Consider the following 24,871-nt stretch of genomic DNA (forward strand, 5'->3'; position numbering starts at 1 on the left):
CGAGGAACCGCGCCACCCGCCACCGACCACGCGCACCCGCCCACGCCACACGCACCAGGCAGACGAGACAGCGAACCAGGAGCCGCCCGCACATGCCCACCGCCGACCTCCTCCTCACCGGCACCCGCATCCGCACACTGAACCCGCACCAGCCGGAGGCCACCGCCCTGGCCGTGACCGCCGGCCGCATCACCGCGGTCGGCGACACCGACACCCTCGTACGCGACTGGACGGGCCCGCGCACCGAACGGCTCGACCTCGCGGGAGCGACCGTCACGCCCGGTTTCGTCGACTCCCACAGCCACCCCGTGTGGGGCCTGGAGATGGCGGCCGGCGCCGACCTCACCGGCGTGCAGGACCTCGACGCGCTGCGCGCCGCCCTGCGCACGGCCGACCGCATCGACGGCTGGGTCGTCGGCTGGGGACTCGACCACAACGCGTTCGGCGGGCGGCCCGTCCACCGCGACCTCGTCGAGGACGTACTGGACGGCGCCCCCGCCTTCCTGCGCCTGTACGACGGACACTCCGCCCTGGCCAGTGGCGCCGCCCTGGCCAAGGCGAAGGTCACCGGGCCACGGACCTTCGCCCAGCGCTCCGAGATCGTCTGCGACGCCGACGGGCGGCCCACCGGGCACCTGATCGAGCACGCCGCCATGGACGTGGTCGACCAGGTCGTGCCCCGGCTGTCGTCCGCGGCCCGGCGCGCCGGACTCGTCGACCTGCTGTCCGCCATGGCCGCGACCGGCCTCACCGGCGCGCACGTCATGGACGGATCAGGCCTGCAGCTGCTCGCCGACGTCGAGCGGGACACCGACCTGCCGCTGCGGCTGACGGTGTCGCCCTGGTGCATGCCGGGCGTGGACGCGGCCGGGCTCGACGAACTCGTCGCCCTCCAGCGCGAGCACGGACGGAACTGGCGCGTCGGCGGCGTCAAGTTCTTCATGGACGGCACCGTCGAGGGCGGCACCGCCTGGCTGGAGCACGCCGACTGCCACGGACAGGGCACCGACGCGTTCTGGCCGGACCCGGCGGCGTACAGCGCGGCCGTCCGGCACCTGCACGCGGCCGGGGTGCGCACCGCGACGCACGCCATCGGCGACGCGGCCGTCCGGCACGCCCTCGACACCGTCGAGTCGCTCGGCCCGAGCGGGCGCGGGGCCCACCGCATCGAGCACATCGAGACCGTCCCCGACGACACGCTGCCGCGGTTCGCGGCGCTCGGCGTCGCCGCGTCCATGCAGCCCCCGCACACCGCGTACACGAAGGGCGACCACAGCGACGAGTGGTCCCGGCGGCTCGGCCACGAGCGGGCGGCCCGCGCCTGGCGCACCCGGGACCTGCGGGACGCGGGCGCCGTGCTCGCCCTCGGCTCGGACTGGCCCATCGCCCCCTACGACGCCCGGCGCGTCCTCGCCATGGCCCGGGTGCCCGCGGGCGCGGCCGGTCCCGGGCAGGGCCTGACGGGGCTCGAAGCGCTGGAGGGCGTCACCTCGCACGCGGCGCTCGCCGCGGGGCAGTCCGCCGAGGCCGGCCGCATCGCGGTGGGCCTGCGCGCCGACCTCACCGTGCTCGGCCTCGACCCGGTCACGGCGTCGCCGGACGAACTGGCCGAAGCCCCGGTCCGGCTCACGGTGACGGACGGTCGCGTCACACACCGGGGCTGACACGCGGCGGGGGCGGCACCCCACGGTGCCGCCCCCGAAGACACAGGGCCCTTCAGGAGCCCCGTCAGGTCTTAGCCGACAGCATCGGCGGCGGGGCCACGAGCCGCGGCAGCGCGTAGGGCAGCGCCCCGTACCAGAGGCGCGCCACCATGAAGCCGAACGCCAGGCACAGCATGCCGCCCACCGCGTCCAGCCAGAAGTGGTTCGCGGTCGAGACGATGACGACAAGGGTCGCCACCGGGTACAGCAGGCCGAGCACCCGCACCCACGGCACCGACGCCAGCGCGAAGATCGTCAGGCCGCACCACAGCGACCAGCCGATGTGCATCGACGGCATCGCCGCGTACTGGTTCGACATGTTCTTCAGGTTGCCGGAGGCCATCGACCCCCACGTCTGGTGGACGGCGACCGTGTCGACGAAGCCGCCGCCGTTCATCAGACGGGGCGGCGCCAGCGGATAGAAGTAGTAGCCGACCAGCGCCACGGCCGTGGTGGCGAACAGGGCCAGGCGGGTCGCCGCGTAACGCCCGGGATGCCGGCGGAACAGCCACACCAGCACACCCAGCGTGACGACGAAGTGCAGTGTCGCGTAGTAGTAGTTCATGCCGACGATCAGCCAAGTCACCGAGTTCACGGCGTGGTTGACGCTCTGCTCGACGGCGATCCCGAGATGCTGCTCGGCGCTCCAGATCCAGTCGGCGTTGCGCAGCGCCTGCGCCTTCTGCTCCGGGACCGCGTTACGGATCAGTGAGTACGTCCAGTAACTCACCGCGATGAGAAGGATCTCGAACCAGAACCTGGGGCGCCGCGGTGTGCGCAAGCGGCGCAGCGGACCGCGCTCGTCCCGCCCGCCGCGGTCCTCCGCGATGGGTGAGGTGGTGGGCCCTTGTCGGCCTTCCAGTGTCGTCACGGTCGTTTCACCCATAGACGAAGAGTCTGCCAGATATCGGCCCTCGTCCGATCATCCCTCGGTCGGGTTCGCGTCGCATCCGCTACGCCTTACGGACGAGGCCGGACCCCAGGGGACGAAGCGGTTGAACCCCGGACCACCAGCTCCGGCATGAACACGAACTCGCTGTGCGGCGCGGGCGTGCCGCCGACCTCCTCCAGCAGCGTGTTGACGGCCGCCTGGCCCATCGCGTGCACGGGCTTGCGGATCGTGGTCAGCGGCGGATCGGTGAAGGCGATGAGCGGTGAATCGTCGAAACCGACCACCGAGACGTCCGCCGGCACGTCCAGGCCCCGCTCCCGCACCGCCCGGACGGCACCCAGTGCCATCATGTCGCTCGCGCAGATCACCGCCGTGCAGCCGCGGTCCAGGAGCGCGGTGGCCGCGGCCTGGCCGCCCTCCAGCGTGTACAGGGAGTGCTGGACGAGGTCGCGCTCCACCTCGTCCGGGGACAGGCCGAGGAGCTCCGCCATCGCGCGGACGAAGCCCTCGATCTTCCGCTGCACGGGCACGAAACGACGGGGCCCCAGCGCCAGGCCGATCCGGGTGTGGCCGAGCGAGACCAGATGCGTCACCGCGAGCCGGGCCGCGGCCCGGTCGTCCGGCGAGATGAAGGGGGCCGCCACCGCCGGCGAGAAACCGTCGACGAGCACGAACGGGACGCCCTGGCCGCGCAGCCGCTCGTAGCGCCGGGTGTCGGCCGTGGTGTCGGCGTGCAGACCGGAGACGTAGATGATGCCGCTGACCCCGCGGTCGACGAGCATCTCGGTGAGCTCGTCCTCGGTGGAGCCGCCGGGTGTCTGGGTGGCCAGGACCGGCGTGTACCCCTGCCGGGTCAGCGCCTGGACGACGACCTGGGCGAGCGCCGGGAAGATCGGGTTCTCCAGCTCGGGGGTGATCAGACCGACCAGACCCGCGCTGTGCCGGCGCAGCCGCACGGGCCGCTCGTACCCGAGCACGTCGAGCGCGGCGAGGACGGACTGACGGGTGGCCGCGGCGACCCCGGGCTTGCCGTTGAGCACGCGGCTGACGGTCGCTTCGCTGACCCCCGCTTGAGCTGCTATGTCGGCTAGACGTGCGGTCACGGGACGGGACCTTACCGGTCACATGCCGTATTGCACACCGAGTGGGACCGGCGCGAGAAGTGCCGTGCGCGCCCGCGGGGTTGGGGCGCGACCGGCCGCGACCGTCAACCTGTGTCCAACGCGCTCCCGGCCGCCCCGCCCGGCGGTAACTTGGAGCGACGGGCCGAGGGGGCCCGTACCGCACCCGCCCCGAGGGGCCGCCCGTGAACGTCACCGCGCAGGAACCCCGGACCGACGAGGCCAGCACGGTCCTGGTGGTCGACGACACCGCCGCCAACCGCTACGCACTGAGCGCCGTCCTGCGCCGGGCCGGACACGTCGTCGTGCCCGTCGCGTCCGCCGGGGAGGCCCTGATCGAACTCGACGTGCGGCTGCGGGCCGGCGCGCTGCCCGACGTGGCGCTCGTCGACGTCGGGCTGCCCGATCTCAACGGGTTCGAACTGTGCCGCCGCGTCAAGGCGCTGCCCCCGCTCGCCGGGATGCCCGTCGTCCACTTCTCCGCCCGGCCGTCCGAACCGGTCGACCGCTGCCGCGCGCTCGACGCGGGCGGCGAGGCGTATCTGACGGTGCCCGCCGAGCCGGAGGAGATCCACGCCGTGGTGCGCGCCGCGCTGCGCGGAGCCCGCGAACTGATCGACGCCCAGGCCCAGTTCGACCGGCTCGCGCTGCTGTCGGAGTCGGTCGTCGAGGTGCAGGGCGCGCGCTGCCTCGGCGAGCTGGCCGCCACCACGGCCGAGGCGACGGCCAGACTCACCGGCCAGAGCGCCGCCGTGTTCGTCCTCGGCGGCGACGGCGACGTGCACACCGGCCTGTCCCGGCGCGAGGCCCACGTGATCGTCCCCGACGCCGACGAACGCGAACGGGCGGCCGCGGTCGTACGGCGCGTCGTGTGCGCCCGCGGCGGAGTGCGCAGCACGGTCGTGCCCGGAGCGCTGTGGCCCGCCGCGTACTTCGGGCCCGGCGGCGCCCGGCTGGTGCTCGCCCGCACCAGCGAAGGCCGCCTCCCGGTCTGCCTGGCCACCCCCGTCGTCCCCGACCCGGGCGGGCGGATCGGCCCGCTCATGGCACAGCTGGCCCGCGCCGCCGCCCTCGCCGCCGAACCCCTCCTCATGTACGAGCGGGAACGCCATGTCGCCCTCACCCTGCAGCGCAGCTTCCTGCCCGCCCAGCTGCCCCGGCTGCCCGGAGTCGACGTCGCCTTCCGCTACGTACCGGCATCCCGGCAGACGGAGATAGGCGGCGACTTCTACGCGGTGCTGCCCACCCCGGCCGGGATCCTCGTCGGCATCGGCGACGTCGTCGGGCACTCGCTCGACGCGGCCACCGTCATGGTGGAGATCCGGCACGCGCTGCGCGCCTACGCCGTCGAGGACGCGCGCCCCGACCGGCTCGTGACCCGGCTCGACCGGATGCTCCAGCACTACCACCCCGAGACCACGGCCACCCTGTGCCTGGCCCTCGTCGACCCGGCGACCGGCCGCACCCGCGTGGCGAACGCGGGTCACATCCCGCCGCTGCGGGTGCCCCGCCGGGGCCCGGCCCGCTACGCCGACGCGGCCGGCCCCCTGCTCGGCCTCGGCCTGCCCCACCCGGCCCCCACCGAGCTGGAACTCGGGCCCGGCGAGCGGCTCCTCATGGTCACCGACGGTCTCATCGAGACCCGCGGCACCGACCTGTCCGACTCGATGGCGCAGCTGGGCGTCGCCGCGACCGCCGCCCCGGCCGCCCCCGACGCGCTCTGCGACACCCTCCTGTCTTGCTTCACCGCCCGCGCCGACGACATCGCCCTGCTGGCCCTGCGGCTCAGCCCCGAGGTGTCCCCACGAGCACCTTCTCCATGAGGGTCACCGCGTAACTGCTGCCGCCCGCACCGGACTTGAACGGCTGCTCGCCCACCACCGTGTAGCCCCGGCCCTCGTAGTAGCCGCGCAGCCGCGCGTTCGTCGACACGCAGTCGAGGCGGCAGAGCGTGCGGCCCGCCGCCGCGATGCGCCGCTCGGCGTGCGCGAGCAGCTCGGCGCCCGTGCCGGCCGGGGCGCCGCGCCGGACCATCAGGCGGTGCACATAGCCCGCGACGGGCGGCTGCGCGCCCCAGGCCGGCTCGTCCGTCCACCACAGCTCGTACCCGCCCGCGGCCTGCCCGCCGGACGCGGCGAGCCACACCTCGCCCTCCTTCATCCGCAGCCGGAAGTGCTCCTCGTCCTTGTCGCCGGGGCGCCACTGGTCGATGCCCCGGTCCACCATCCAGCGGGCCGCGCCGTCGTAGAGGGCGACAAGTGTGCCGAGGTCGTCGGTGTCCGCTTCGCGGAACGAGAGTTGTGCGGTCATGCCGATCACCGTAAAGGTGATCAGTGACAGCACCCGCAGGACGTCACACTCACGGAGCACCCATGCCTCAGATCACCGTCGACTACTCCGCGGGCCTCGAGGGCCGTCTCGACCGGCCCGGGCTCGCGGGCGCCGTGCACCAGGCCTGCGTCGACACCGTCGCCGCGCGGACCGCGGCCTGCAAGACGCGGTTCCGGCGGGCCGAGGAGACCGTCGTCGGCGACGGAGCCGAGGAGGCGGCCGTGGTGCACGTCGAGATCGCCCTGCTCGCCGGGCGCACCGAGGAGGCCAAGGCCGCCCTCGCCGACTCCGTCCTCGCCCTGCTGCCCGCACACATCAAGGAGGCCGGGGGCGTGCACCTGTCCATGGAGGTGCGGGACCTGGAGACGGCCTACCGCTCGGCGATCGGCTAGCGAGGCGCCAGCGCGACGAGCCGGGTGACGAGGTCCGTGAACGGGCCGTCGGCCGGCTCGTCCGCGAGGATGTGGCGCAGCAGCGCCGCCATCTCCTCGTCGTGGGCGGCACTGACCGCGGCGAGCGCCGCGAAGTCGTGGACCAGCTGGAGCTGGAGCTCCTCGCGCGGGATGCGCCGGCCGTCCAGCCAGATCAGCGCCGTCGACTCGGCCAGCGAGATCCAGGAGCGCACCACCAGCTCCAGGCGCGGGGACGGCGCCACCACCTTCAGGTGCGCGAGGATCTGGACGTACGCGGCCTGCCGGACCGAGTCGATGAGCGCGTTCGTCGCCGAGGAGCCGACCGCCGGGCCGCCGCGCATCAGCGCCGAGAAACCGGGCCCGTGCTCGTCCACGAAGTCGAAGAACCGGCCCATCACCCGCTGCAGCCGCGCCCCGAGCGGCCCGTCCTGCGGCTCCTCGAACCGCTGCGCCAGATCCTCGGCGGCCCGCTTCAACGCGGCCTCGTACAGGCTGAGTTTGCCCGGGAAATAGTGGTAGACCAGCGGTCGCGAAATGCCCGCGGCGGCCGCTATCTCATCGATGGAGACCTCGTCGGGGGAGCGGTGGCTGAACAGTTCGAGGGCGACCCCGATCAGCTGCCGCCGCCGCTCCTCGACTCCCATTCTGCGCCGCACCCCGGTAGTCATACCGAACACTCTACCGAGCGGATCCGGCCCGCCCGAGCGGCCCTCCACGTTCCCTACAGGTCGAGGACCAGGCGCTCGCCGCGGGCCCGCGAGACACAGATCAGCATCGAGTCGTCGCGCTCGGAATCGGTGAGCAGTTCGTCGCGGTGGTCGATCTCCCCCTCCAGGACGCGCTGTTGGCAGGTGCCGCAGAAGCCCTGCTCGCAGGAGTACGACACGTAGGGCAGCTCGGCGCGGACCGCCGCGAGGACCGTGCTGTCGGCCGGCACGTCCACGACCTTGCCGCTGCGCCGCAGCTCCACCTCGAACGGGCCGTTGCCGTCCGCCGAGTTGCGCGGCGCGAACCGCTCCAGGTGCAGGGTGCGCCGCGCGGGCAGCGCCGCCTCCACCGCGGCCATCAGCGCCTCGGGCCCGCAGCAGTACACGGCCGTGTCCGGCGCGGTGGCCGTCAGCGCCGCGGCGAGGTCCGGCCGCCCGTCGGTGTCCTCGGCGACCACGGTCACCCGCTCGGCGCCGAACTTCTCGACTTCCTCCAGGAACGGCATCGAGGCCCGTGTGCGGCCCCCGTAGAGCAGCTTCCAGTCGGCGCCGCGCGCGTCCAGTTCGCGCAGCATCGGCAGGATCGGGGTGATGCCGATGCCGCCCGCGACGAAGAGGTGGGCGGGCGCGTCCGTGGTGAGCGGGAACCGGTTGCGCGGCCCGCGCACCTCCACCTCCGCGCCCTCCTGCAACTGCTCGTGCACCTCGCGCGAACCCCCGCGCCCGCCCTCGCCCGGTGGGATCAGCCGGGTGGCGACGGTGTACGACGACGTGTCCTCCGGATCGCCGCACAGCGAGTACTGCCGTACGAGACCGGAGGGCAGGACGAGATCGAGGTGCGCGCCGGGCTGCCAGGAAGGCAACTGATGCCCCTCCAGGCGGAGTTGGACCACCCCGTCGGCTATCGCCTCGTGCCGGGTGATGAGCAGGCTCAGCGCGCGGGCCCGGGGCCGCCCGGAGACCGGCTCCTCCAGAGCGGGCATCGGCCACAGCGGCGACCGCTTCACGCGGCTGCGCAGCGCGCGGCGCACGACGAGCGCGGCACCGGCGACGAGAGCGGCCCTGCGGAGGGTGCGCGGATTCATCGGGCGGCTCCTGTGCGGGCTTCGGCGGCGGTCGCGGCGGGCGAGGAGGCCAGATAGGCGAGGGCCTGAGCGGTGTCGCCCTCCTGCTCGGGGTGGTAACTCCGGCTCAGATAGCGGGGGATGGACCGCATCATCGCGCCGGTCGACGGCAGCACGCCCTGCTTGCCGCCCCGGTGGAAGTCCTTGAAGCTCGCCTTGCCGTCGAGCAGCGTCGGGTCGTTCTCCATGAAGAAGCGGGAGCCGCGCTGCCACAGGAAGACCAGCGCCGTGAACGCGGTGGCCCAGGTGCGCACCCGCCGCCGGTAGCTGCCGTCGAGGTGCTCGAACAGCTCGAAGGCCACGGACCGGTGCTCGACCTCCTCGGCGCCGTGCCAGCGCAGCAGGTCGAGCATGGTCGGGTCGGCGCCGCGCTTGTCCAGCTCCTCCGCGTTCAGCACCCAGTTGCCCAGGAACGCGGTGTAGTGCTCGATCGCCGCGATCAGCGCGACCCGCTCCATCAGCCACCACCGGCGCGCCCTGCCCGGCGGCAGGGTCCGGTCGCCGAGCAGCTTCTCGAAGAACCAGTCCACCTGGGCCGTGTACGGCGTCGGGTCGAGACCCTGCTCCTTCAGATGGGGCAGCACCTCGTCGTGGGCCTGCGAGTGCATGGCCTCCTGGCCGATGAACCCGATGACGTCCTCGCGCAGCCGGTCGTCCCGTATGTAGGGCAGAACCTGCTTGTAGACGTGCACGAACCACCGCTCGCCCGCGGGCAGGAGCAGGTGCAGCACGTTGATGGTGTGCGTGCTGAAGGGGTCGTCCGGGAGCCAGTGCAACGGGGTCCGGTCCCAGGTGAAGGACACCTGGCGTGCCTTCAGCGGGACGCGCGTATTCGACATGGCGTCAATGTACTGAGCGGTAGCCCGAGGGGTACACCCCTCGGGCCGCACTTTTATGAATCAAGCCCCGCCTACCGCAGGGCCGACACCTCGACCCCGCTGGAGGAGACCCCGGCCAGCGTCACCTTCGCGCCCCGCGCCACCCGCACGGCCAGCAGATTCCCCGGCACGGTCGACCCCGCCGCCGTAACGGAGTCGACCCCCTTGCTGCCCGCGGCGACCAGATACCAGCTCCCCTCGCGGGACTTCCACCGCACCCCGGCCAGCACCAGCGGATCACGCCCCCCGCACGCGGGCGCCCCCTCCGACTTGGCCGCGACGACCGCCGCCTTCGCACCCGGCGCCCGGAACAGCGCCAGGGTGCGCGGGCCCCCGCCCCGCCAGGTCTCGGCGCGGGTGCACACCCACTCCGCGTCCCCGTTCGCCTCGGGCAGCGCCTGGCGCGCGTACGCCCAGGAGTTGACGGAACGCACCCCGTGCGAGCGGACCGCGCCGAGCGAGCAGGCGGTGGCCGCCCAGTCGGCGGGCTTCGCGTCGCGGGGCGCGTCCGGCCGGCCCGCGGTGAGATGCGCGGGCACGAGTTCACCGAGGTCCGTGGAGTAGCGGGTGCCGCCGGAGTCGGTGAGCGCGAGCGCGTTCCACGACGTGCAGGGCCGGTCGGACGGGGCGAGGGCCGGGCTCGGGAGCGGCGACGTGACGCCGTCCTTCGTCCGGGGCAGCCGCTGGGCCGCGCCGGCCGGCTTCAGCAGGTCGCGGACGGCGGCGCCGGTCACCCAGGGCGCCGTCAGATACCGCACGTTGCCGTCCGAGCGGTTGACGACCACGGCGCCCGCCTGCGGTCCCGTCGCCCCGTCGACCCGGGCGAAGTCGAGGGCGGCGCCGCTCGTGCCGTTCCTCGGTTCGGCGTAGCGGACGATGCGCAGGCCGTCGTAGAGCAGCACGATGCGGGCCTGGTCGATCTCGCCCGCGTACAGCAGCTGCGCGGGTCCGGGCGGGGCGCCGGCCGGGGTGCCGGGCGTCGCCGAGACCTGGACGGACTCGCCGGGGCGTGCCCACACGGCGAGCGCGCGGCGCAGCAGGGCCGTGTCACCGGTGAGGGAGCCGCGCGCGGGCCACACGGAGAAGTCGGTGCGGGCCGACGTCTGCCACGCGGCCGGCGCCACCCGCGTCACCTTGGCGGGGTCCAGGGCGGCTTGAGCGGCGGGGTTGAGCGCGTACGGCGGCGCCGCCGCGCCGTCCGGGCTCCAGCCCTCGCCGGGCAGGCCGAGCAGCGCGCCGCACACCAGGAGCGCCGCCAGTGCCGCGACGGCCGCCTTGGCGTGCTGGCGGCGCCGCATCAGGTCGGTCGGACGCGCGTGCAGGGAGCAGGGGTCGAACTCCGGGGACTCAAGGAGCCCGTACAGCGCCTCGGTCCCGTCGGCCTCGGCCAGGGCGGCGGCCGCGTCCTCGGCCGAGCAGCCCGCCGCTGTCAGGACGGTGCGCACGGCGGCGCCGTCGAGGCGCTCCAGGCCGCGCAGCACGTACGCGGCGCGGGCCGGACCGCTGAGTGCGGACAGCCGCTGGTCCAGGGCGAGTTCGTCGGCGCCGCCGGACTTCGGGAACAGCCGCAGGCCCCATACCTGCGGCAGCAGGGGCGGCAGCTGGGCCCGCCGGGGCCACGCCGCGCGGCGCAGCGGGAGCCCCGCTTCGAGGGCGCTGCGCAGCACCCTCAGGCGGACGTAGGCGTAGCCCGGGTCGCCGGCGCGCGGGGCGGCGCCGCGCGGGGCGGGGACCGCCGGGGGCGCTGTGGCCGTGCGGCCGCGGGGGAGCGCGCGCTGGGTCACGGAGTGGGCGGTGAGCACCCGTCGGTTGCGGCCCAGGCCCGGCGGCAGCACCAGGTAGGCGAGGCGGACGAGGCGGGGGTAGTGCTCGACCAGGGCCGCCTCGGCCTGTTCCACGTCGATGACGTCGGCGCCGGCGGTGTCGCCGGGGGACGAGGGCTTGGGTTGCTGCACCTTTGACTGCACGTTCAGCAGAACGAGCGAATCATGGGATGGTCACAGAGATCGCCGGGCGGCACCCTCAGCGCGGCTCGACCAGGGCCTTCGCGTAAGTGGCCATCGACCGTTGGTACCAGGGCAGATGCGGCGCCAGCGCCCCGAGCACCAGCGACAGGCCCTCCCGGTCCCGGCCCAGGGACGACAGGCACAGCGCCAGGCAGGCCCGCACCGCGTCGTCCAACTCGTCGCTCGGAGCCGTCAGTTCGGGCTCCAGCAGGGCCGCGCCCTCTTCCGCGCGCCCCGTGTTCCGCAGCGAGCTGGCCAGCTGGATCTTCGTGCGGCGCCCGCGGTACCCGGTCAGGCCGAGCCGCAGCGCCTCCTGGTACAGCGGGACCGCCAGGTCCGAACGGCCGGTCGAGTCGAAGGCGCAGGCCCGCTCGAAGGGCGCCACGGGGCTGCCCTCGGGCAGCTCGGCCGCCAGCTTGTCGACGAGGGCGCGGAACTCCCCGGCTCTCGCCTCGTCGTACGCGTCGATCGTGGCCCACACGGCAGCGATCCGCTCTTCCCAGTCACTGTTCTCGGTGCTCATCGGGCCACACTCGGAGATCACTCCGCGAACGTCAACCGGTCACGGATCAGCTCCACCGCCTCGTCCGGCACCCCGAGCCCGTCGCGTACGTACGTCCCGACGCTCCCGTACCGGGCCGCCACCTCGTCCTGGGCGGCCCGCAGATAGCCGGGCGTCACGCCGATCACGGAGAGCGCCACCTCCGGGTCGCCGCCCTGCGCCGTGAACCCCTCGACGAGCGGGGCGAACGCCGCGCGCACCGCCGCGTTCACCGACAGGTACTCCGCCTCGATCGTGGCGTCGTCCGCGCCGAGCAGCGCGAGGAGCACGGTCGCGCCCCAGCCCGTCCGGTCCTTGCCCGCGGTGCAGTGGAACAGCAGCGGGCCCGCGTCGGGCGCCGCCAGTTCGAGCAGCAGCGTGCGGTACGCGGCCTGCGCCGACTCCGTCGAGACCAGCGCGCGGTAGGTGTCCGCGAAGAGCGCCTCGGCCCGGCCGCCGCCCAGCTCCCGCTCCGCGCGCACCGGATCGGCCAGGACCTCCTTCAGCTGGGCGGCCGCGGGCGCGACCCCGGCCTGCGCGAGCTTGTCGGCGAGCGCGTCGGCGACCAGCAGCCGCACCCCGTCGGGGGCCCGGTCGGGGTGCGCGGCCCGCTCGGCGTCCGTCCGCAGGTCCAGGATCGTGCGGATGCCGAGCGCCGCGAACGCCGGGTCCGCCGTGGGGTCGAGCCGGTCCAGCTGGCCGGAGCGGAAGACGAGCCCCGGGCGCACCCGGCGCCCGTCGGCCAGCGGGGTGCCGCCCAGGTCGCGCAGGTTGGCGACGGTGGCGGCGGCGATGGGTCGGGCCATGGGCGGGACTCCCGTATTTCCGTTTTCCTGCGGTTCGTCCCGCCCAGTGTCCCCTACGCCGCCTCCGGCTACGTCAGCGCCCACCCGCTGAACTCGACGGTGCCCCGCGTCCCGTTCCCGCCGTTCGTCGCGGTCATGAACAGGCCCACGTCCTGGCTCGCGGCCGCTCCGGGCACCTGCACCGTCGCGACGGTCCGCCAGGTCGTCCCGCCGTCGGTGGAGCACGCGCCGGTGTACGACCCGCCGGACCGGCTCAGCCGCAGCAGCACCGGCGCCTTGATCCCGGTGATCCGCTTGTAGGTGTCCAGCGTGCCGTCACCGTTCGTGTCGTAGGAGAGGACCACCCCGTTCGACGGTGTGACGGACAGGTTCAGGAAGCCCGGCGACCCGGGCGTGCCGAGGGAGTTGCGGACCACGATCCCGGCCCGCGCCCACGCGCCCGTCACCGCCTGAGCGTCCACCCGCAGCACCGCCGACGAGCCGCCCTCGAAGGCGCCCTCGCGGTACGCCGTCCCGAACTCCGTGGTGCCCTTCCACAGGTCCGCGCCGCCGCCGTCGATGGCGAACCGGCCCTCCAGCTGACCGAAGACGGCCGCGTTGTTGCTGTACGTCCGCCAGCCCTCGGCCAGCGGACCCGCCTCGAAGAGCGTGCCCTTGTGCTCGTACGTGACCCGGTCCTCGCCCTGGGGCCCGTACTGGACGTCGATCGTGTACGGCAGCGGGCGCAGCGGCTCGTCGAGCGGGGTGCCCGGCGCGCTCGCCCGCCACGACACGGTGCCCTTGCCGGCCGGGGCCACGCTCGTGAGGTGGCTCGCACCCTCCGGCTCCGCGTCGATGCCCTTCAGCGCGAAGTCGACGCGGCCCGTCGCCCGCAGGCCGTTGACGTTGCGGAAGACGGCCGCCACGCGCGCGTGCCCGCCCGGCGGGAACGCGGGCGGCTCGGCCGTCACCGTCAGCGCGCCCTGGTAGGGGGCCCGCGCGAGCACGTCCCGTACCCGCGCCGCCGTCCGGTACGCGTCGCCGTACGGCCGCAGCGGATAGTCCTTGCGCTCCCGCGTCCACGGCTCCTCGAAGGCGTACCAGTCGACCGCCGCCGGGTCCCGCCCCGCCGCGAGCGCGTCCCCCAGCTCGTCCAGCCACTTCTGCCAGCGCGGCAGGTAGAAGTCGGCCATCAGACCGTGCCATTCACGGTTGCCGTACTCGTGGAGATTGCCCGGGTCGGACGTGGCCCGGTCGCCCCACACCGTGATGAGGACCTTGGCGCAGCGCTCGAACTCGGCGCGCTCCGCGTCGCTCGTGGCCATCGTCCGGGCGTCCTGGATCCACGGGCCGAGCAGGAAGGCCGCGTGCGTGCCCGTCACCTCGTCCGACAGCCGCATCAGCTTCAGCCACAGCGTCGACAGGTCCTTGAAACGGGCCCGGTCCTTGTCGGCGTAGGCGGCCTTCAGTTGGGGCAGGAGCTGGCGGCTGCGGTGCGCCAGGGCCTGCCGGGCCACGTCCACCAGGTCGTACCTGTAGGCCTGGCTGCCCCTCAAGCCCCCTGCCACGCCCAGGAGTCCGGCGAGCGCGGCGTCGAAGCGGCCCGGGTCGTAGGTGAGGGCGCGCGGCGCGTAGTAGGCGGCCCGGTCGGCCGCGAGATCCGGTCGGGCCGCGAACAGCGAGTCGTGCGGGTCGGAGCGCTCGACGGCGGTCTGCTGGTACGCCGTCTCGTACAGGGCCTGCCAGGCGGCACGGGCGCCCTTGTCCCGGCGCCCGTACCGGAAGTCGGCGTACCCGGCGAACCAGGCGGCCCGGTCCACCTTCCGCTCCGTCCAGGCGAGCTCGGACCACAGCTCGAAGGCGGCCGGGTCGCGGTCGGTGCCCTCCGGCATGTACGCGGTGCCCGTGAGCGCGCTGCCCGGCTTGTCGCGCCAGGCGAAGAACTTCTCGTTCCAGATGTGCGCGCGGGCCCCGATGGTCGTCCGCCCGCCGAAGTTGGGGATGGTGCCGAACGCGTAGGGGGTGCCGCCCCAGTCCTTCTCGCGGTCGGTGACGGACGTGAAGCGGTCGGAGACCCCGTCGACGATCAGCATCTTCTTCTTGTCGATGGCGTCGATGAGCGCGGGCAGCGGGTTCGCCTCCCAGCCGAGGATGACCCAGGTCGCCCCCGGCCGGTTCTTCTGCAGCGCCGCCTCCACGCCGCGCGCGGCGTCCGCCACCGGCACGTCACCGGCCGTGCCGCCCTCGTGCAGCAGGTCCATCTTGAAGGCGCCGATCTCGCCGAACAGGTCCCTCTGGTGGCCGTAGAACGACTCGGCGACCTGCGCGAACGACGTCGTGCGCGGGTCGAGCCAGTCGGGCCGGTCGAAGCCGTGCCAGGTGCCCTGCGGCACGACGTGCGCGTCGCCGCCGTTGCGCTCCACGAAGCCCTCGGGCACATGTCCGTAGTAGCCGGGCATGACGGGTCGCATCCCCAGCTCGCGCAGCCGGTCGGTGATCCTCCTGCCCAACTCGGCCCGCTCGGCGATCAGTTCGGGCGACAGCGGGCCGCCGTACCCGGAGAGGTTCTGCAGCAGCCACCACGGCTGGTGCGAGGGCGCGGGGAGCCAGGCCCGCGACTCCTCGTCGCTGTACCCGAAGTCCTTCAGGACGCGGTGGTACACGGCCTCCATGCCCGCGATGACGAGCACCTCGTTGCAGCCGTGCAGCGCGAGCACGTCGATCATGCGCTCCCAGTACGCCCAGCCGGCGAACGGCGCCGTGTAGCCGTCATTGGTGTCGTTGAGCGCGAACCGGTGGGGGAGCGACGTCGACCGCTCCAGGGGACGGCCGGGCGCGGGCAGGGTGCGCGGCAGGTCCAGCTGGCTGCCGTTCCAGGCGATGTGGGTCCCGCACACGTACTTCAGGTACCAGTGGACCCCGGCGAGCAGTACCGCCGGGGTCGTCCCGTACACCTCGATGCGGCCCCGTGTCCCGGACACCCGGAAACGGTCCGCGCCGCCCTGCGGGGCGACCAGTCTGAGTCTGAACTGGTCCGCGTGATGCGGCAGTTGCCTTTTGAGCGCGGCGAGGGCCGCAGCCGTATCAAGAGCGTGCGGCGCCGCCTGAGCGGCCGGCGCGCCCACCCCCAGGGCCGTGCCGAGCCCGATGGCGCCTGCCGTGCCGAGAACCGTGCGTCGCGTTGGCGCGGACATACGTGTAACCCCCTGCGTCGCGGATGGTGCGCGCGCACGCTATCCGGGGCGCCTGTCCGCTCTCAACGGTGCGCGCGGAGCTGGCGGGAACGTGTCGACCTATCGGACGTGAACAGGACAGGAGCGCGGGATGAGGAAGTTGATGGTTGCAGGGATCGTGGTGGTCGCGGCCGTGACCGGATGCGGCGGGCACGACGACGGCCCGGCGGTCCCCCGGACGGCGACCGGCTCCCTGGAGCAGCTGGCCCGTACGGCGGGCTGCCGGCCGGACATCCAGACCGACGCGGACGAACTGCGCCAGGCCACCTGCGGCACGGGCGGCAGCCACTATGTCCTCGCCACCTTCGCCACCGACCGGGGCCAGGCCGAGTGGCTGGACGCGGCCGACGACTACGGCGGCACGTACCTCGTCGGCCGCAAGTGGGTCGCGGTCGGCGCGGACCCGGTCGTGACAGAGCTGCGCGGCCGGCTCGGCGGGACCGTGGAGCGGTCCTCCTCGCACCACTCGGGGAGTAGCGGTGGTGGGGGTCACGAGGAGGGTGCCCACTGAAGGGCACTCGGTCACCACTGAGCGGGCCGCGCAGCAGCCATCAGGGGGGCGGTCAGGTGCAGCGGTCGCCCCGGTTGATGCAGTTCGCGACGCGCTGCATCAGCTTGTTGTCGAAGACGTTGATGAAGTCGCCGTGGTCGGTGACCGGCTTGTGCAGCTGCTCGGGGAACGAGTCGACCGCGAAGCCGGGCCCCGGCGGCACGGCGTACACGATGCGCTGCACCAGCTGCGGGATCGCCTTGAAGTTCTGCGGGCAGGCGCCGGTGCGCGGGTCCTCGAACGCCACGTGCGTGCGGTGGTTCGCGCTGTCCGTGTTCGCCCCGTCCCAGCAGCTCTGGAACCGGAACGTGCGCACGACCTTCGACCCCTGCGGACAGATCGGGTACTTGTCCTTCAGCTGCCGGTTCTCGAACCCGGTGCAGCTCCACGAGGCGTTGGCGTTCGCGTTGCCGTTGGTGAAGGCCTTCGCGTCGCCCGTGATGATCCGCAGGAAACGCGGCATCGGCACGACCTTGCTCGTCGGGTTCCCGTCGAACTTCAGGGTCACGGACGACGGTGTCTGGATCTCACCGACGTTCTGGTCCTTCCCGCCGCCGTCCGCGCCGGCGTCCGCCTCGTCCTGGCCGTTCTGCAGCCGCAGGACCGGCCAGTAGTAGGTGGACTTGTCACCCTGGTTGCGGCAGCTGGTCTGCCCGTTCGCCAGATCGTCGTCGCTGGAGAAGGCGTCCGTCGCCTGGTTCCCGACGTAGTCGTGCATGTGGTGGGCGCCGTTGCTCACCCCGGGCGCGACGATGACGTTGTCCGGGTTGAACTTGCCGTTCTGGTTGCGCCCGCACGCCGTGGTGAAGGTGCCACGGGACGCCGCGCGCTGATTGCGGGGCGTGGAGACATTGGGCTGGACGGACTTGATGTCGACGAAGTCACTCGCTTCGGGGCCGTTGCCCGTGCTGTTGCCGTTGCCGCCGCCACCGTTGTCGCCGCCGTCGCCCGGCTGCGCAGGAACCGACGAGGGTTGCGAACCACCTTCAGGCGCAGGGGAATTGACACCTCCGTTGTTGTTGCCGGGCGCGCCGCCTCCGCCGTCGCCGGTCGATCTGGCCGTGCACTGCGCCATCCCGTCGAGCCCGTCCGGCGCCCTGCCGCCCGCCCGGCCGATGTTCTGGCCGATCCGGTCCAGAGCGGCGCCGCGCTTGGCCTTCAGCGGGCCCAGGATGCTGTTCTGCACGAAGCCCGGGTCCTGCGCGGCGGCGGCCCGGTTCGAGGCGAGGCGCTGGTACGCCCGCGTGATCTGGCTGTCCATCGCGGCGAGTTCACCGTCGACCTGGCGCCGCGCGCCGTCGGGTACGTCGGGCAGGGCGTTGCCCACGTCCGGACAGTCGATGGTGGCCACTTGTTGCTGTTGTTGCTGCTGCGCTGCGCTGCCCGCGTCCTGTGCGTCCCCGGGCTGTTCCTCTTGGGCCTGCGCGTACACATTGACCGCGACCAGCCCACCTCCGCCCAGGAGGAGTGCGGCCGACGCGACGGTCATCCGCGTCGCCAGCGAAGAGCGCCGTTTCCGTGAGGTGCGTCCCATGGGACTACGTACGCAACGGAGGGCGGCCGTGTTCAACCGTCCCCCGGAATTCACCCCCGACCGCTGTGTCCCTGGTGCGGCGCCCGGTCCGCGGCGCGTGTCCGACGACCGCCGCGCCCGCCGCCCGCACGGCCCGCCTCACCGGCTGCCCCGGTCCAGATAGGCGAGGACGGCGAGCACCCGCCGGTTGTCGTCGTCGGAGACCGGCAGCCCGAGCTTGGCGAAGATGTTGGAGGTGTGCTTGGCGATCGCCCGCTCGGTGACGACGAGTTCCGCCGCGATGGCGGCGTTGGACCGCCCCTGCGCCATGAGTCCGAGGACCTCCAGCTCGCGCGGGGTGAGCCCGCCGAGCGGCGGGTCCGCGGCCCGCCGCGACAGCAGCTGCTGGATCACCTGCGGGTCCATCGCGGTGCCGCCCGCGGCCACCCGGCGCACCGCGTCGATGAACTGGTCCGCGTCGAACACCCGGTCCTTCAGCAGATACCCGACCCCGCCGGTCCCGTCGGCGAGCAGCTCACGCGCGTACAACTGCTCCACGTGCTGCGAGAGCACCAGGACGGGCAGCCCGGGCCGCTCCCGCCGCGCCGCGAGCGCGCACTGCAGCCCCTCGTCGGTGTGCGAGGGCGGCAGCCGGACATCGACCACGGCGACGTCCGGCGCCAACTCCGCGAGCGCCTTGGTGAGTTCGGGCCCGCTCTCGACGGCCGCGGCGATCTCGAAGTCGTACGCCTCGAGCATCCGCACCAGACCGTCCCGCAGCAGGAACAGATCTTCGGCTAGGACAACACGCAAGGGATCTCCATGGTCACCATGGTCGGACCGCCCGCGGGGGAGCTGACGGCGAGGACACCGTCGAATGTACCGAGCCTGCGCTCGATCCCGGCCAGCCCGCCGCCGTCCGCGACGACCGCGCCGCCCCTGCCGTTGTCGGTGACGGAGATCCGCAGCTGCCCGTCCGTGTGCGTGATGTCGACCCAGATCCGGTCGGCGCCCGCGTGCTTCACCGCGTTCGTGAGGGCCTCGCTGACCGCGAAGTACGCGGCCGACTCGACCGGGGCGTCGCCCCGCCCGGCCAGTTCCACCTCCACCTCGGCCGGCACCGGCAGCCGCAGCGCCAACGCCCGTACCGCGTCGCCGAGTCCGCGCTCGGCTAGCACCGGCGGATGGATGCCGCGCACCAGGTCCCGCAGCTCGGTCAGGGCCTCGGCGGACGACTGCCGGGCCTGCGCGAGCAGCGCCTTGGCCTTGGCCGGGTTCTTCTCGATCAGCGCCTCGATCGTGCCGAGGTCCATGCCCATCGCCACGAGCCGGGCCTGCGCCCCGTCGTGCAGATCGCGCTCGATGCGCCGCAGCTCGGCCGCCGAGGTGTCCACGGCGTCCCGCCGCGTCTCGGTCAACACCCTGACGCGCTGCTCCAGTTCACCCGCGGCGGGCGCGAGCACGGACCGGGTCAGCAGGAAGTGCACCCGCAGCAGCGCGGGCGCCACGAACAGGCCGGTGGCCAGCAGCGCCGTCGCGAGCAGCGCCGACAGCAGGGCCGTGCCCTGACCGCTGACCGGCACGAACCCGTACCACCAGCCGACGTACGTGCCGTCGGTGAACACGCGCCACAGCCCGGCCGCGAGCGCGTACCCCTCCAGCGGATAGAAGACCAGCGCCGCCGGCAGCAGGGCGGTCACGAACCCGGCCGTCATGTCGACGAGCAGCCAGCGCAGATCCCGCCAGGTCGCCGGGTCCGCCAGCATCAGCCGGCACCGCTCGGCCCGCCCGAGGGCCCCGCCGCGCAGACCGTCCGGAAACGGCCGGTACGTCGCGGGGATGCGCACGCCGCACCACTCGGCCGCGACGGCCCGCCGCCAGTTCGCCCAGTGCCGCACGAGCCCGAGCACCCACGGCGTGGTCAGCGCGCCGACTCCCAGCGCGATCAGCACGACCGACACCGCCGACAGCACGAACAGGGTGATCGACCCGGCGAGCCCGGCCACGGCGACCCACAGTCCCCGCAGCCCCGCCACCACGGCGCTCCGCGCCCTCGCACCCATCCCGTACTCCGTCCGTCCCGCCGGTCCACACCCTCACAGTGTGGCCGGTGGCGCGGTCCCGGTCAGTGGGATCGGCACTCGTCCCGGGGTGTCACTGGGTACACCCCGGCACGGCTCGCTCAGCGGCCGGCGGGCGGCGCGTACTTGTACCCGACGCGGCGCACCGTCTGGATCGCCTTGCGGTGCTCGGCGCCCAGCTTGCGGCGCAGCCGGGCGATGTGGACGTCGACCGTGCGGCCGTCGCCGACGTGCCCGTAGCCCCACACGGTGGTGACGAGCTGGTCGCGGGTGTGCACCCGGTGCGGATGCGCGACCAGATGGGCGAGCAGCTCGAACTCCAGGTAGGTCAGGTCGAGTTGGCGCCCGCGGACGTTGGCGGTGCGCTGCGCGCCGTCGATGCCGATGAGCACGTCGGGCGTCTTCGGCCCGGCCGTGGGCCCGGTCTCCTCGTGCTCGGCGGGGACCGGCGCGGCGGGCAGCAGCGGCTGCTGGTCGGCCGGTACGAGCACCAGGTAGCCGATCATCGGCGGGCGGCCCGGCAGCGTGGGCAGGGTGTGCGGCGGGGCGGGCAGCAGCGTGGCGCCCGGCGGCAGGAACTCGGACACGTCGATGACGGGGGCGGCGGGCGCCACCTCGTCCCGGTCCACGGCGCGCAGCCGGGTGCGGCCGGGGGACGGATGGGGGAGCGGGGAGAGCGGGCGGGCGTTAGCCATGAGTGGTCAACTCTTTCGCGCGAAAGGCCGTCTGGGAAAGGACGTACGTCGTGCGCGCGGACCGAAGGCCGTACAGCGGGTGGACCGGTGACGGCTTTAGAGGGCCTGCGCGTTCGTCGCGCGGCAACACACCCGGTCGAAGTCGTGGTGCTGGCGGGAAGGCCAGAACGGCTCGAGGTCGTGCCGACGACCCCGCGCGGTGATGTCCTGGAAGCTGGCCATGCCCTTATTGAAGCAGATGGAGTACGCAAAGAAGAGGGCGCCCGCGGAAGATGCGGGCGCCCACACGTGCGACATGGCCGGAATCAGACCTGGCCGGCCTTCTCCAGTGCGGAGCAGCAGGTGTCGACGAGGAGCCGCGTCACGACGTACGGGTCGACGTTGGCGTTGGGGCGGCGGTCCTCGATGTAGCCCTTGCCGTCCTTCTCGACCTGCCACGGGATACGGACCGAGGCGCCGCGGTTGGAGACGCCGTACGAGTACTCGTTCCACGGGGCGGTCTCGTGCAGGCCGGTCAGACGGTCGTCGATGCCGGCGCCGTAGTGCTTGACGTGGTCGAGCGGCTTGGAGCCCTCGCCGAGCGACTCGCACGCGGTGATGATCGCGTCGTAGCCCTCGCGCATCGCCTTCGTCGAGAAGTTCGTGTGCGCGCCGGCGCCGTTCCAGTCGCCCTTGACCGGCTTCGGGTCGAGGGTGGCCGAGACCTTGAAGTCCTCGGCGGTGCGGTAGAGCAGCCAGCGGGCCACCCACAGCTGGTCGGAGACCTCCAGCGGGGAGAGCGGGCCGACCTGGAACTCCCACTGGCCGGGCATGACCTCGGCGTTGATGCCGGAGATGCCCAGGCCCGCCTTCAGGCAGTTGTCCAGGTGCGCCTCGACGACGTCACGGCCGTGGATCTCGTCCGTGCCGACACCGCAGTAGTAGCCGCCCTGCGCGGCGGGGAAGCCGCCGACCGGGAAGCCGAGCGGACGCTCGCCCTCGAAGAAGGTGTACTCCTGCTCGATGCCGAAGATCGGCTCCTGGGCGCCGAACTTCTCCTCGACCTCGGCGAGCGCTGCCCGCGTGTTGGACTCGTGCGGCGTCATGTCGATGTTCAGGACCTCGCACATGACGAGGACGTCGTCGCCGCCGCGGATCGGGTCCGGGTACACCGCGACCGGCTTGAGCACACGGTCCGAGGCGTGCCCCTCGGCCTGGTTGGTGCTCGACCCGTCGAAGCCCCAGATCGGCAGCGTGTCCAGGCCGTCCGGCGTGCCGGCGATTATCTTCGTCTTGGAACGAAGCTTGGCCGTCGGCTCGGTGCCGTCGATCCAGATGTACTCAGCCTTGAAGGTCACGGGCCACATCCTCTGTCACGGGTCTTTATCTGCCGGGCAGCCTGTCAACAGGCGATTTCCCGGCCGTTGCCCGTTTGTGAACCCCGTGTTACCGGGGGCGCGTGGGGACGGACGCGGCCGGTGAACTCGTATGCGATGGGTTTACGGGAGGCCTCGCCGACCGGACCCGGATCAGCCGCGTCCCAGCGCGTCCCGTACCGCCTCCTCGCTGCGGGCCACCACGGCCGTGCCGTCGTCGGCCGTGATGATCGGGCGCTGGATCAGCTTCGGGTGCGCGGCCAGTGCCTCGATCCACTGCTCGCGGGCGTCCGCGTTCCGGGCCCACCCCTTGAGTCCGAGCTCCTTAGCGGCCGCCTCCTGGGTGCGGGTGATCTCCCACGGCTCCAGGCCGAGACGGTCCAGCACGGCGCGGATCTCGTCGGGCGCCGGGACGTCCTCCAGGTAGCGGCGGACCGTGTAGTCGGCGCCCTCCGCGTCGAGCAGGGTGAGCGCGCTGCGGCACTTCGAGCAGGCCGGGTTGATCCAGATCTCCATGGGGCCAACGGTACGCGAGAGGCCTTCCGCGACTGCCCCAACTGGGTCCTGGCCAGCGGCTTTTGTCAGTGGTCGGCAGTAGAATAGAAGCAGTGTTCGAGAGCTTCGGGGGCTCTCGATTCGCGACAGGAGGATGCCTGTGCCCGCTGCCGCACCGATGCTGATGGATCTGCCGTACGCGCCACTCGCCAAGAGGCCGCTTCCCGCGGGACGGCCCCGTGACTGGTACATCACCCACAACCGTCGCCTCAAGGCCATGCGCCTGGCGATCGCCCTGCTCGACTCGGGCGTCTACCTGCCCAACCAGGCCCACAACAAGAGGATCCGCTCCACGGCCGAACTCATCGGCATTCATCCGCCGTCGGACACGACGTGCCACATGGTGCGGGCGCTGATGCGGTACTGCCGCTGACCCGTGCCGTGCCGTCCGGCGGCCGGGAGGTCCCGGCCGCCGGACGTTCCGCTCGCGTCGCCGGGTGCGGCCCGGTGGGGCTTCTCGCGCAGTTCCCCGCGCCCCTGGAGATGCGCACTGCGTGCGCGATCTCCACCGAGCGCGGGGAACTGCGCGACCAGCCACGACGCACCCGGCACCCGCCCGCGAAGGCGCACCCGGCACCCCCTACCGCGCCCCCAGCTCCTTCTCCAGCGGCGTACGGAAGCGCGGGGTCACCCGGGTACCGGTCAACCACTCGGAGAGACGCGTCGCCTCCGAGGCCACCGCCTCCCGCGCCGCACGGCCACCGGTGTCGTCCAGGAGCCGCCACACCACCTCACCGCCCTCGCGCTGCCCCCAGCCCCCCACGATCCGCCCGTTCCACCACACCGTCGGCCCGATGTTCCCGCTGCCGTCGAAGAGCGCGGGGCGCAGCTCCGGCGGGCAGTACCAGTCGCGCTCCTGCCACCCCATCGCCGTCGGATCGAGCCCGGGGAGCAGCGCGGCCCAGGGTTCCAAGTCCCCTGCGGGCGGCTCCAGTTGATCCGCGAGCAGATACCCCGTGGCGCCGCCCTCCAGGGAGACCGGAACCGCCCCGACCGCGGCGAGCGCCTTGCGCACGTCCGTCACCTTCCAGCCCGTCCACCACTTCAGATCGCCCTCCGTGGCGGGCCCGCACGCCCCGAGCCAGCGGCGCAGCAGATCCGCCTGGGCCTCGGCGGCCGGGATCTTTGGATGCGGCGGCGCGACCGCCCAGCGGAACTGCGTCGAGGTCCAGGAACCGAGCGGCCGCCCGCGCACCACCCGCCCCTCCACCCCGAGCACCCGCATCAGCCGCGACGACACCGTGTGCGGCGACTCGCCACTCTTCCCCTTGCCGTACGTGAACCGCTCGCGCAACCGGGGCTCGTCCGCGACGAGTTCGGTGACCGTGGCCTGCCCACGCCGGGCCAGCGCGGCGAGCGCCGACTCCTCCACCTCGGCCAGCCACTCGGGCGTCAGCCGCCCGTCGCTGCCGGCCACCATGTCCTTGTGCAGCGCGGCCCGCGCCTTCGCCGCGACCGCGATCCCGGTCGACGCGTGCACCGTCGCCGCGAGCTCGGCCGGGAAGGCGAAGACCGTGTGCCGCATGCCGTGCATCCGCACCAACGTCCGGTTCTCGTACAGGGCCCGCTCCACGTCCGCGACCGTCCCCGCCGCGTCCGCGAGGCGCGCGCCGACCGCGAGATACACGGTGGCCGGGTCCGTGCCGTGCAGCGCCACGAGGGACCGGGCCACCTCCGCCGCGTCGGCTGCCCGTGCAGCGGGGGACAGACGGTGCGCGAGAGCGAGCCGAACGCGCCGCTCCTCGGTGCCGATGTGTCTCGTGTTCATGCAGCTCATCCTGCCGGACCCCGTCACCTGTTTGCCGTACTTGGCATGCGGGCTCCCACGGGCGCACCGTTGACTGAGTCGACCGGTAGTGGACCGGCGAGCGGAGGTGTTCGGGATGACGAGCATGCGTGGCGTACGGGCGATGGGCGCGGCCCTGCTCACGGCGGCCCTGGCCGTCGGCGCGGCCGGCTGCTCCGACAGTGACAACAGCAGCCCCTCCAGTTCGGCCTCCAAGGCGGCGTCCGCCGTCTCGTCGGCGGCGTCCCGGGCGGGCGACGTGGTGGCGTCCGCGACCGCCCAGGCGGGCAAGAAGTTCGACGAGTTCAAGAACGGCGTCAACGCCAAGAACGACGTGAAGCTCGGCAGCGTAGGGTCCCAGGACGGCCGCGTCACGGTCCCGGTCACTGTCAGCAACAGTGCCTCGTCCACCAAGTCGTTCCTGGTCCAGGTCGACTTCAAGGACAGCAGCGGCAACCGCCTCGACACGGTCGCGCTCACGGTGAGCGACGTCGCCGCCGGACAGAGCAAGGACGCCACGGCCCGCAGCAACCGGTCCCTCGACGGCGACGTCCGCGTCGACGTCGCCCGCGCGCTGCAGCACTGAGCGGCCGGGCGCACGC

At 73.1% G+C, this 24,871-nt stretch carries 24 protein-coding genes; 6 read left to right on the forward strand and 18 right to left on the reverse strand.

Translation table 11 applies throughout. The features are described from left to right. Positions 1-92: 92 nt before the first annotated feature. Entirely contained in the window at positions 93-1,664 is a 1,572-nt protein-coding gene (locus ACQUQD_RS29030; protein ID WP_428955093.1) for an amidohydrolase, read from the forward strand. A gap of 64 nt (positions 1,665-1,728) precedes the next feature. On the opposite strand, the gene ACQUQD_RS29035 is transcribed toward ACQUQD_RS29030, so the two are convergent. Further along, positions 1,729-2,589 carry a phosphatase PAP2 family protein gene (locus tag ACQUQD_RS29035; protein WP_428955094.1) on the reverse strand — a complete coding sequence of 287 codons (861 nt, stop codon included), beginning with the start codon at positions 2,587-2,589 and terminating at the stop codon, positions 1,729-1,731. 74 nt (positions 2,590-2,663) lie between these two features. Further along, entirely contained in the window at positions 2,664-3,698 is a 1,035-nt protein-coding gene (locus ACQUQD_RS29040; RefSeq protein WP_428955095.1) for a LacI family DNA-binding transcriptional regulator, read from the reverse strand. A gap of 203 nt (positions 3,699-3,901) precedes the next feature. Between ACQUQD_RS29040 and ACQUQD_RS29045 the strand changes: the two genes are divergently transcribed. Then, positions 3,902-5,539 carry a SpoIIE family protein phosphatase gene (locus tag ACQUQD_RS29045; RefSeq protein ID WP_428955096.1) on the forward strand — a complete coding sequence of 546 codons (1,638 nt, stop codon included), beginning with the start codon at positions 3,902-3,904 and terminating at the stop codon, positions 5,537-5,539. Here ACQUQD_RS29045 and ACQUQD_RS29050 read toward each other — a convergent pair. Continuing rightward, positions 5,502-6,026: a GNAT family N-acetyltransferase gene (locus ACQUQD_RS29050; RefSeq protein ID WP_428955097.1), complete on the reverse strand. Its 525-nt coding sequence runs from the start codon at positions 6,024-6,026 to the stop codon at positions 5,502-5,504. The two genes, ACQUQD_RS29045 and ACQUQD_RS29050, sit on opposite strands and share 38 nt — an antisense overlap. Positions 6,027-6,088: 62 nt before the next feature. On the opposite strand from ACQUQD_RS29050, the gene ACQUQD_RS29055 reads away from it, so the two are divergent. Further along, positions 6,089-6,439 carry a 5-carboxymethyl-2-hydroxymuconate Delta-isomerase gene (locus tag ACQUQD_RS29055; RefSeq protein WP_428955098.1) on the forward strand — a complete coding sequence of 117 codons (351 nt, stop codon included), beginning with the start codon at positions 6,089-6,091 and terminating at the stop codon, positions 6,437-6,439. Here the strand turns inward: ACQUQD_RS29055 and ACQUQD_RS29060 are convergent. From ACQUQD_RS29060 to ACQUQD_RS29090, 7 genes are all read right to left on the reverse strand, one after another. Then, a complete protein-coding gene (locus ACQUQD_RS29060) occupies positions 6,436-7,128 on the reverse strand; it encodes a TetR/AcrR family transcriptional regulator (RefSeq protein ID WP_428955099.1) in 693 nt (230 codons plus the stop codon). The two genes, ACQUQD_RS29055 and ACQUQD_RS29060, sit on opposite strands and share 4 nt — an antisense overlap. Positions 7,129-7,181: 53 nt before the next feature. Continuing rightward, positions 7,182-8,252 (reverse strand): PDR/VanB family oxidoreductase, encoded by a 1,071-nt coding sequence (locus tag ACQUQD_RS29065; protein WP_428955100.1) that lies wholly within the window; start codon positions 8,250-8,252, stop codon positions 7,182-7,184. Then, positions 8,249-9,130 carry a metal-dependent hydrolase gene (locus ACQUQD_RS29070; RefSeq protein ID WP_428955101.1) on the reverse strand — a complete coding sequence of 294 codons (882 nt, stop codon included), beginning with the start codon at positions 9,128-9,130 and terminating at the stop codon, positions 8,249-8,251. Before ACQUQD_RS29070 ends, ACQUQD_RS29065 begins: the two co-directional genes overlap by 4 nt. Positions 9,131-9,201: 71 nt before the next feature. Then, complete coding sequence (locus ACQUQD_RS29075) at positions 9,202-11,136, reverse strand: hypothetical protein (RefSeq protein ID WP_428955102.1); 1,935 nt, start codon at positions 11,134-11,136, stop codon at positions 9,202-9,204. Positions 11,137-11,191: 55 nt separating this feature from the next. Beyond that, positions 11,192-11,698: a tetratricopeptide repeat protein gene (locus tag ACQUQD_RS29080; RefSeq protein ID WP_428955103.1), complete on the reverse strand. Its 507-nt coding sequence runs from the start codon at positions 11,696-11,698 to the stop codon at positions 11,192-11,194. A gap of 17 nt (positions 11,699-11,715) precedes the next feature. Continuing rightward, positions 11,716-12,522, reverse strand: a complete 807-nt coding sequence (locus ACQUQD_RS29085; RefSeq protein ID WP_428955104.1) for a tyrosine-protein phosphatase — start codon at positions 12,520-12,522, stop codon at positions 11,716-11,718. Between the two features lie 68 nt (positions 12,523-12,590). After that, complete coding sequence (locus ACQUQD_RS29090; protein WP_428955105.1) at positions 12,591-15,695, reverse strand: alpha-N-acetylglucosaminidase; 3,105 nt, start codon at positions 15,693-15,695, stop codon at positions 12,591-12,593. 130 nt (positions 15,696-15,825) lie between these two features. Here ACQUQD_RS29090 and ACQUQD_RS29095 point away from each other — a divergent pair, with 130 nt between their 5' ends. Next, on the forward strand, positions 15,826-16,245 hold the full coding sequence (locus ACQUQD_RS29095; RefSeq protein WP_428955106.1) for a hypothetical protein: 420 nt from the start codon (positions 15,826-15,828) through the stop codon (positions 16,243-16,245). 52 nt (positions 16,246-16,297) lie between these two features. On the opposite strand, the gene ACQUQD_RS29100 is transcribed toward ACQUQD_RS29095, so the two are convergent. The 7 genes from ACQUQD_RS29100 to ACQUQD_RS29130 form a co-directional block, all read right to left on the reverse strand. Then, complete coding sequence (locus ACQUQD_RS29100; protein ID WP_428955107.1) at positions 16,298-17,818, reverse strand: DUF1996 domain-containing protein; 1,521 nt, start codon at positions 17,816-17,818, stop codon at positions 16,298-16,300. Positions 17,819-17,956: 138 nt separating this feature from the next. Further along, positions 17,957-18,610 carry a LuxR C-terminal-related transcriptional regulator gene (locus tag ACQUQD_RS29105; RefSeq protein ID WP_428955108.1) on the reverse strand — a complete coding sequence of 218 codons (654 nt, stop codon included), beginning with the start codon at positions 18,608-18,610 and terminating at the stop codon, positions 17,957-17,959. Continuing rightward, positions 18,595-19,860 carry a sensor histidine kinase gene (locus tag ACQUQD_RS29110; protein ID WP_428955109.1) on the reverse strand — a complete coding sequence of 422 codons (1,266 nt, stop codon included), beginning with the start codon at positions 19,858-19,860 and terminating at the stop codon, positions 18,595-18,597. Before ACQUQD_RS29110 ends, ACQUQD_RS29105 begins: the two co-directional genes overlap by 16 nt. A 119-nt stretch (positions 19,861-19,979) precedes the next feature. Beyond that, entirely contained in the window at positions 19,980-20,573 is a 594-nt protein-coding gene (locus ACQUQD_RS29115) for a winged helix-turn-helix domain-containing protein (RefSeq protein ID WP_428955110.1), read from the reverse strand. A 96-nt stretch (positions 20,574-20,669) separates the two neighbouring features. Then, on the reverse strand, positions 20,670-20,795 hold the full coding sequence (locus tag ACQUQD_RS29120) for a hypothetical protein (RefSeq protein ID WP_428955111.1): 126 nt from the start codon (positions 20,793-20,795) through the stop codon (positions 20,670-20,672). Positions 20,796-20,878: 83 nt separating this feature from the next. Further along, a complete protein-coding gene (gene glnII / locus ACQUQD_RS29125) occupies positions 20,879-21,910 on the reverse strand; it encodes a glutamine synthetase (RefSeq protein WP_428955112.1) in 1,032 nt (343 codons plus the stop codon). Between the two features lie 171 nt (positions 21,911-22,081). Next, complete coding sequence (locus ACQUQD_RS29130; protein ID WP_428955113.1) at positions 22,082-22,444, reverse strand: arsenate reductase family protein; 363 nt, start codon at positions 22,442-22,444, stop codon at positions 22,082-22,084. Positions 22,445-22,577: 133 nt separating this feature from the next. Here ACQUQD_RS29130 and ACQUQD_RS29135 point away from each other — a divergent pair, with 133 nt between their 5' ends. Then, complete coding sequence (locus ACQUQD_RS29135) at positions 22,578-22,856, forward strand: hypothetical protein (RefSeq protein WP_428955114.1); 279 nt, start codon at positions 22,578-22,580, stop codon at positions 22,854-22,856. 207 nt (positions 22,857-23,063) lie between these two features. Here ACQUQD_RS29135 and ACQUQD_RS29140 read toward each other — a convergent pair whose 3' ends face one another. Beyond that, complete coding sequence (locus ACQUQD_RS29140; RefSeq protein WP_428955115.1) at positions 23,064-24,251, reverse strand: winged helix DNA-binding domain-containing protein; 1,188 nt, start codon at positions 24,249-24,251, stop codon at positions 23,064-23,066. 115 nt (positions 24,252-24,366) lie between these two features. On the opposite strand from ACQUQD_RS29140, the gene ACQUQD_RS29145 reads away from it, so the two are divergent. Continuing rightward, a complete protein-coding gene (locus tag ACQUQD_RS29145) occupies positions 24,367-24,855 on the forward strand; it encodes a hypothetical protein (RefSeq protein WP_428955116.1) in 489 nt (162 codons plus the stop codon). The last annotated feature ends 16 nt before the right edge of the window (positions 24,856-24,871 follow it).

Source organism: Streptomyces sp. cg35, from assembly GCF_050410835.1.
Classification (GTDB): Bacteria; Actinomycetota; Actinomycetes; order Streptomycetales; family Streptomycetaceae; genus Streptomyces.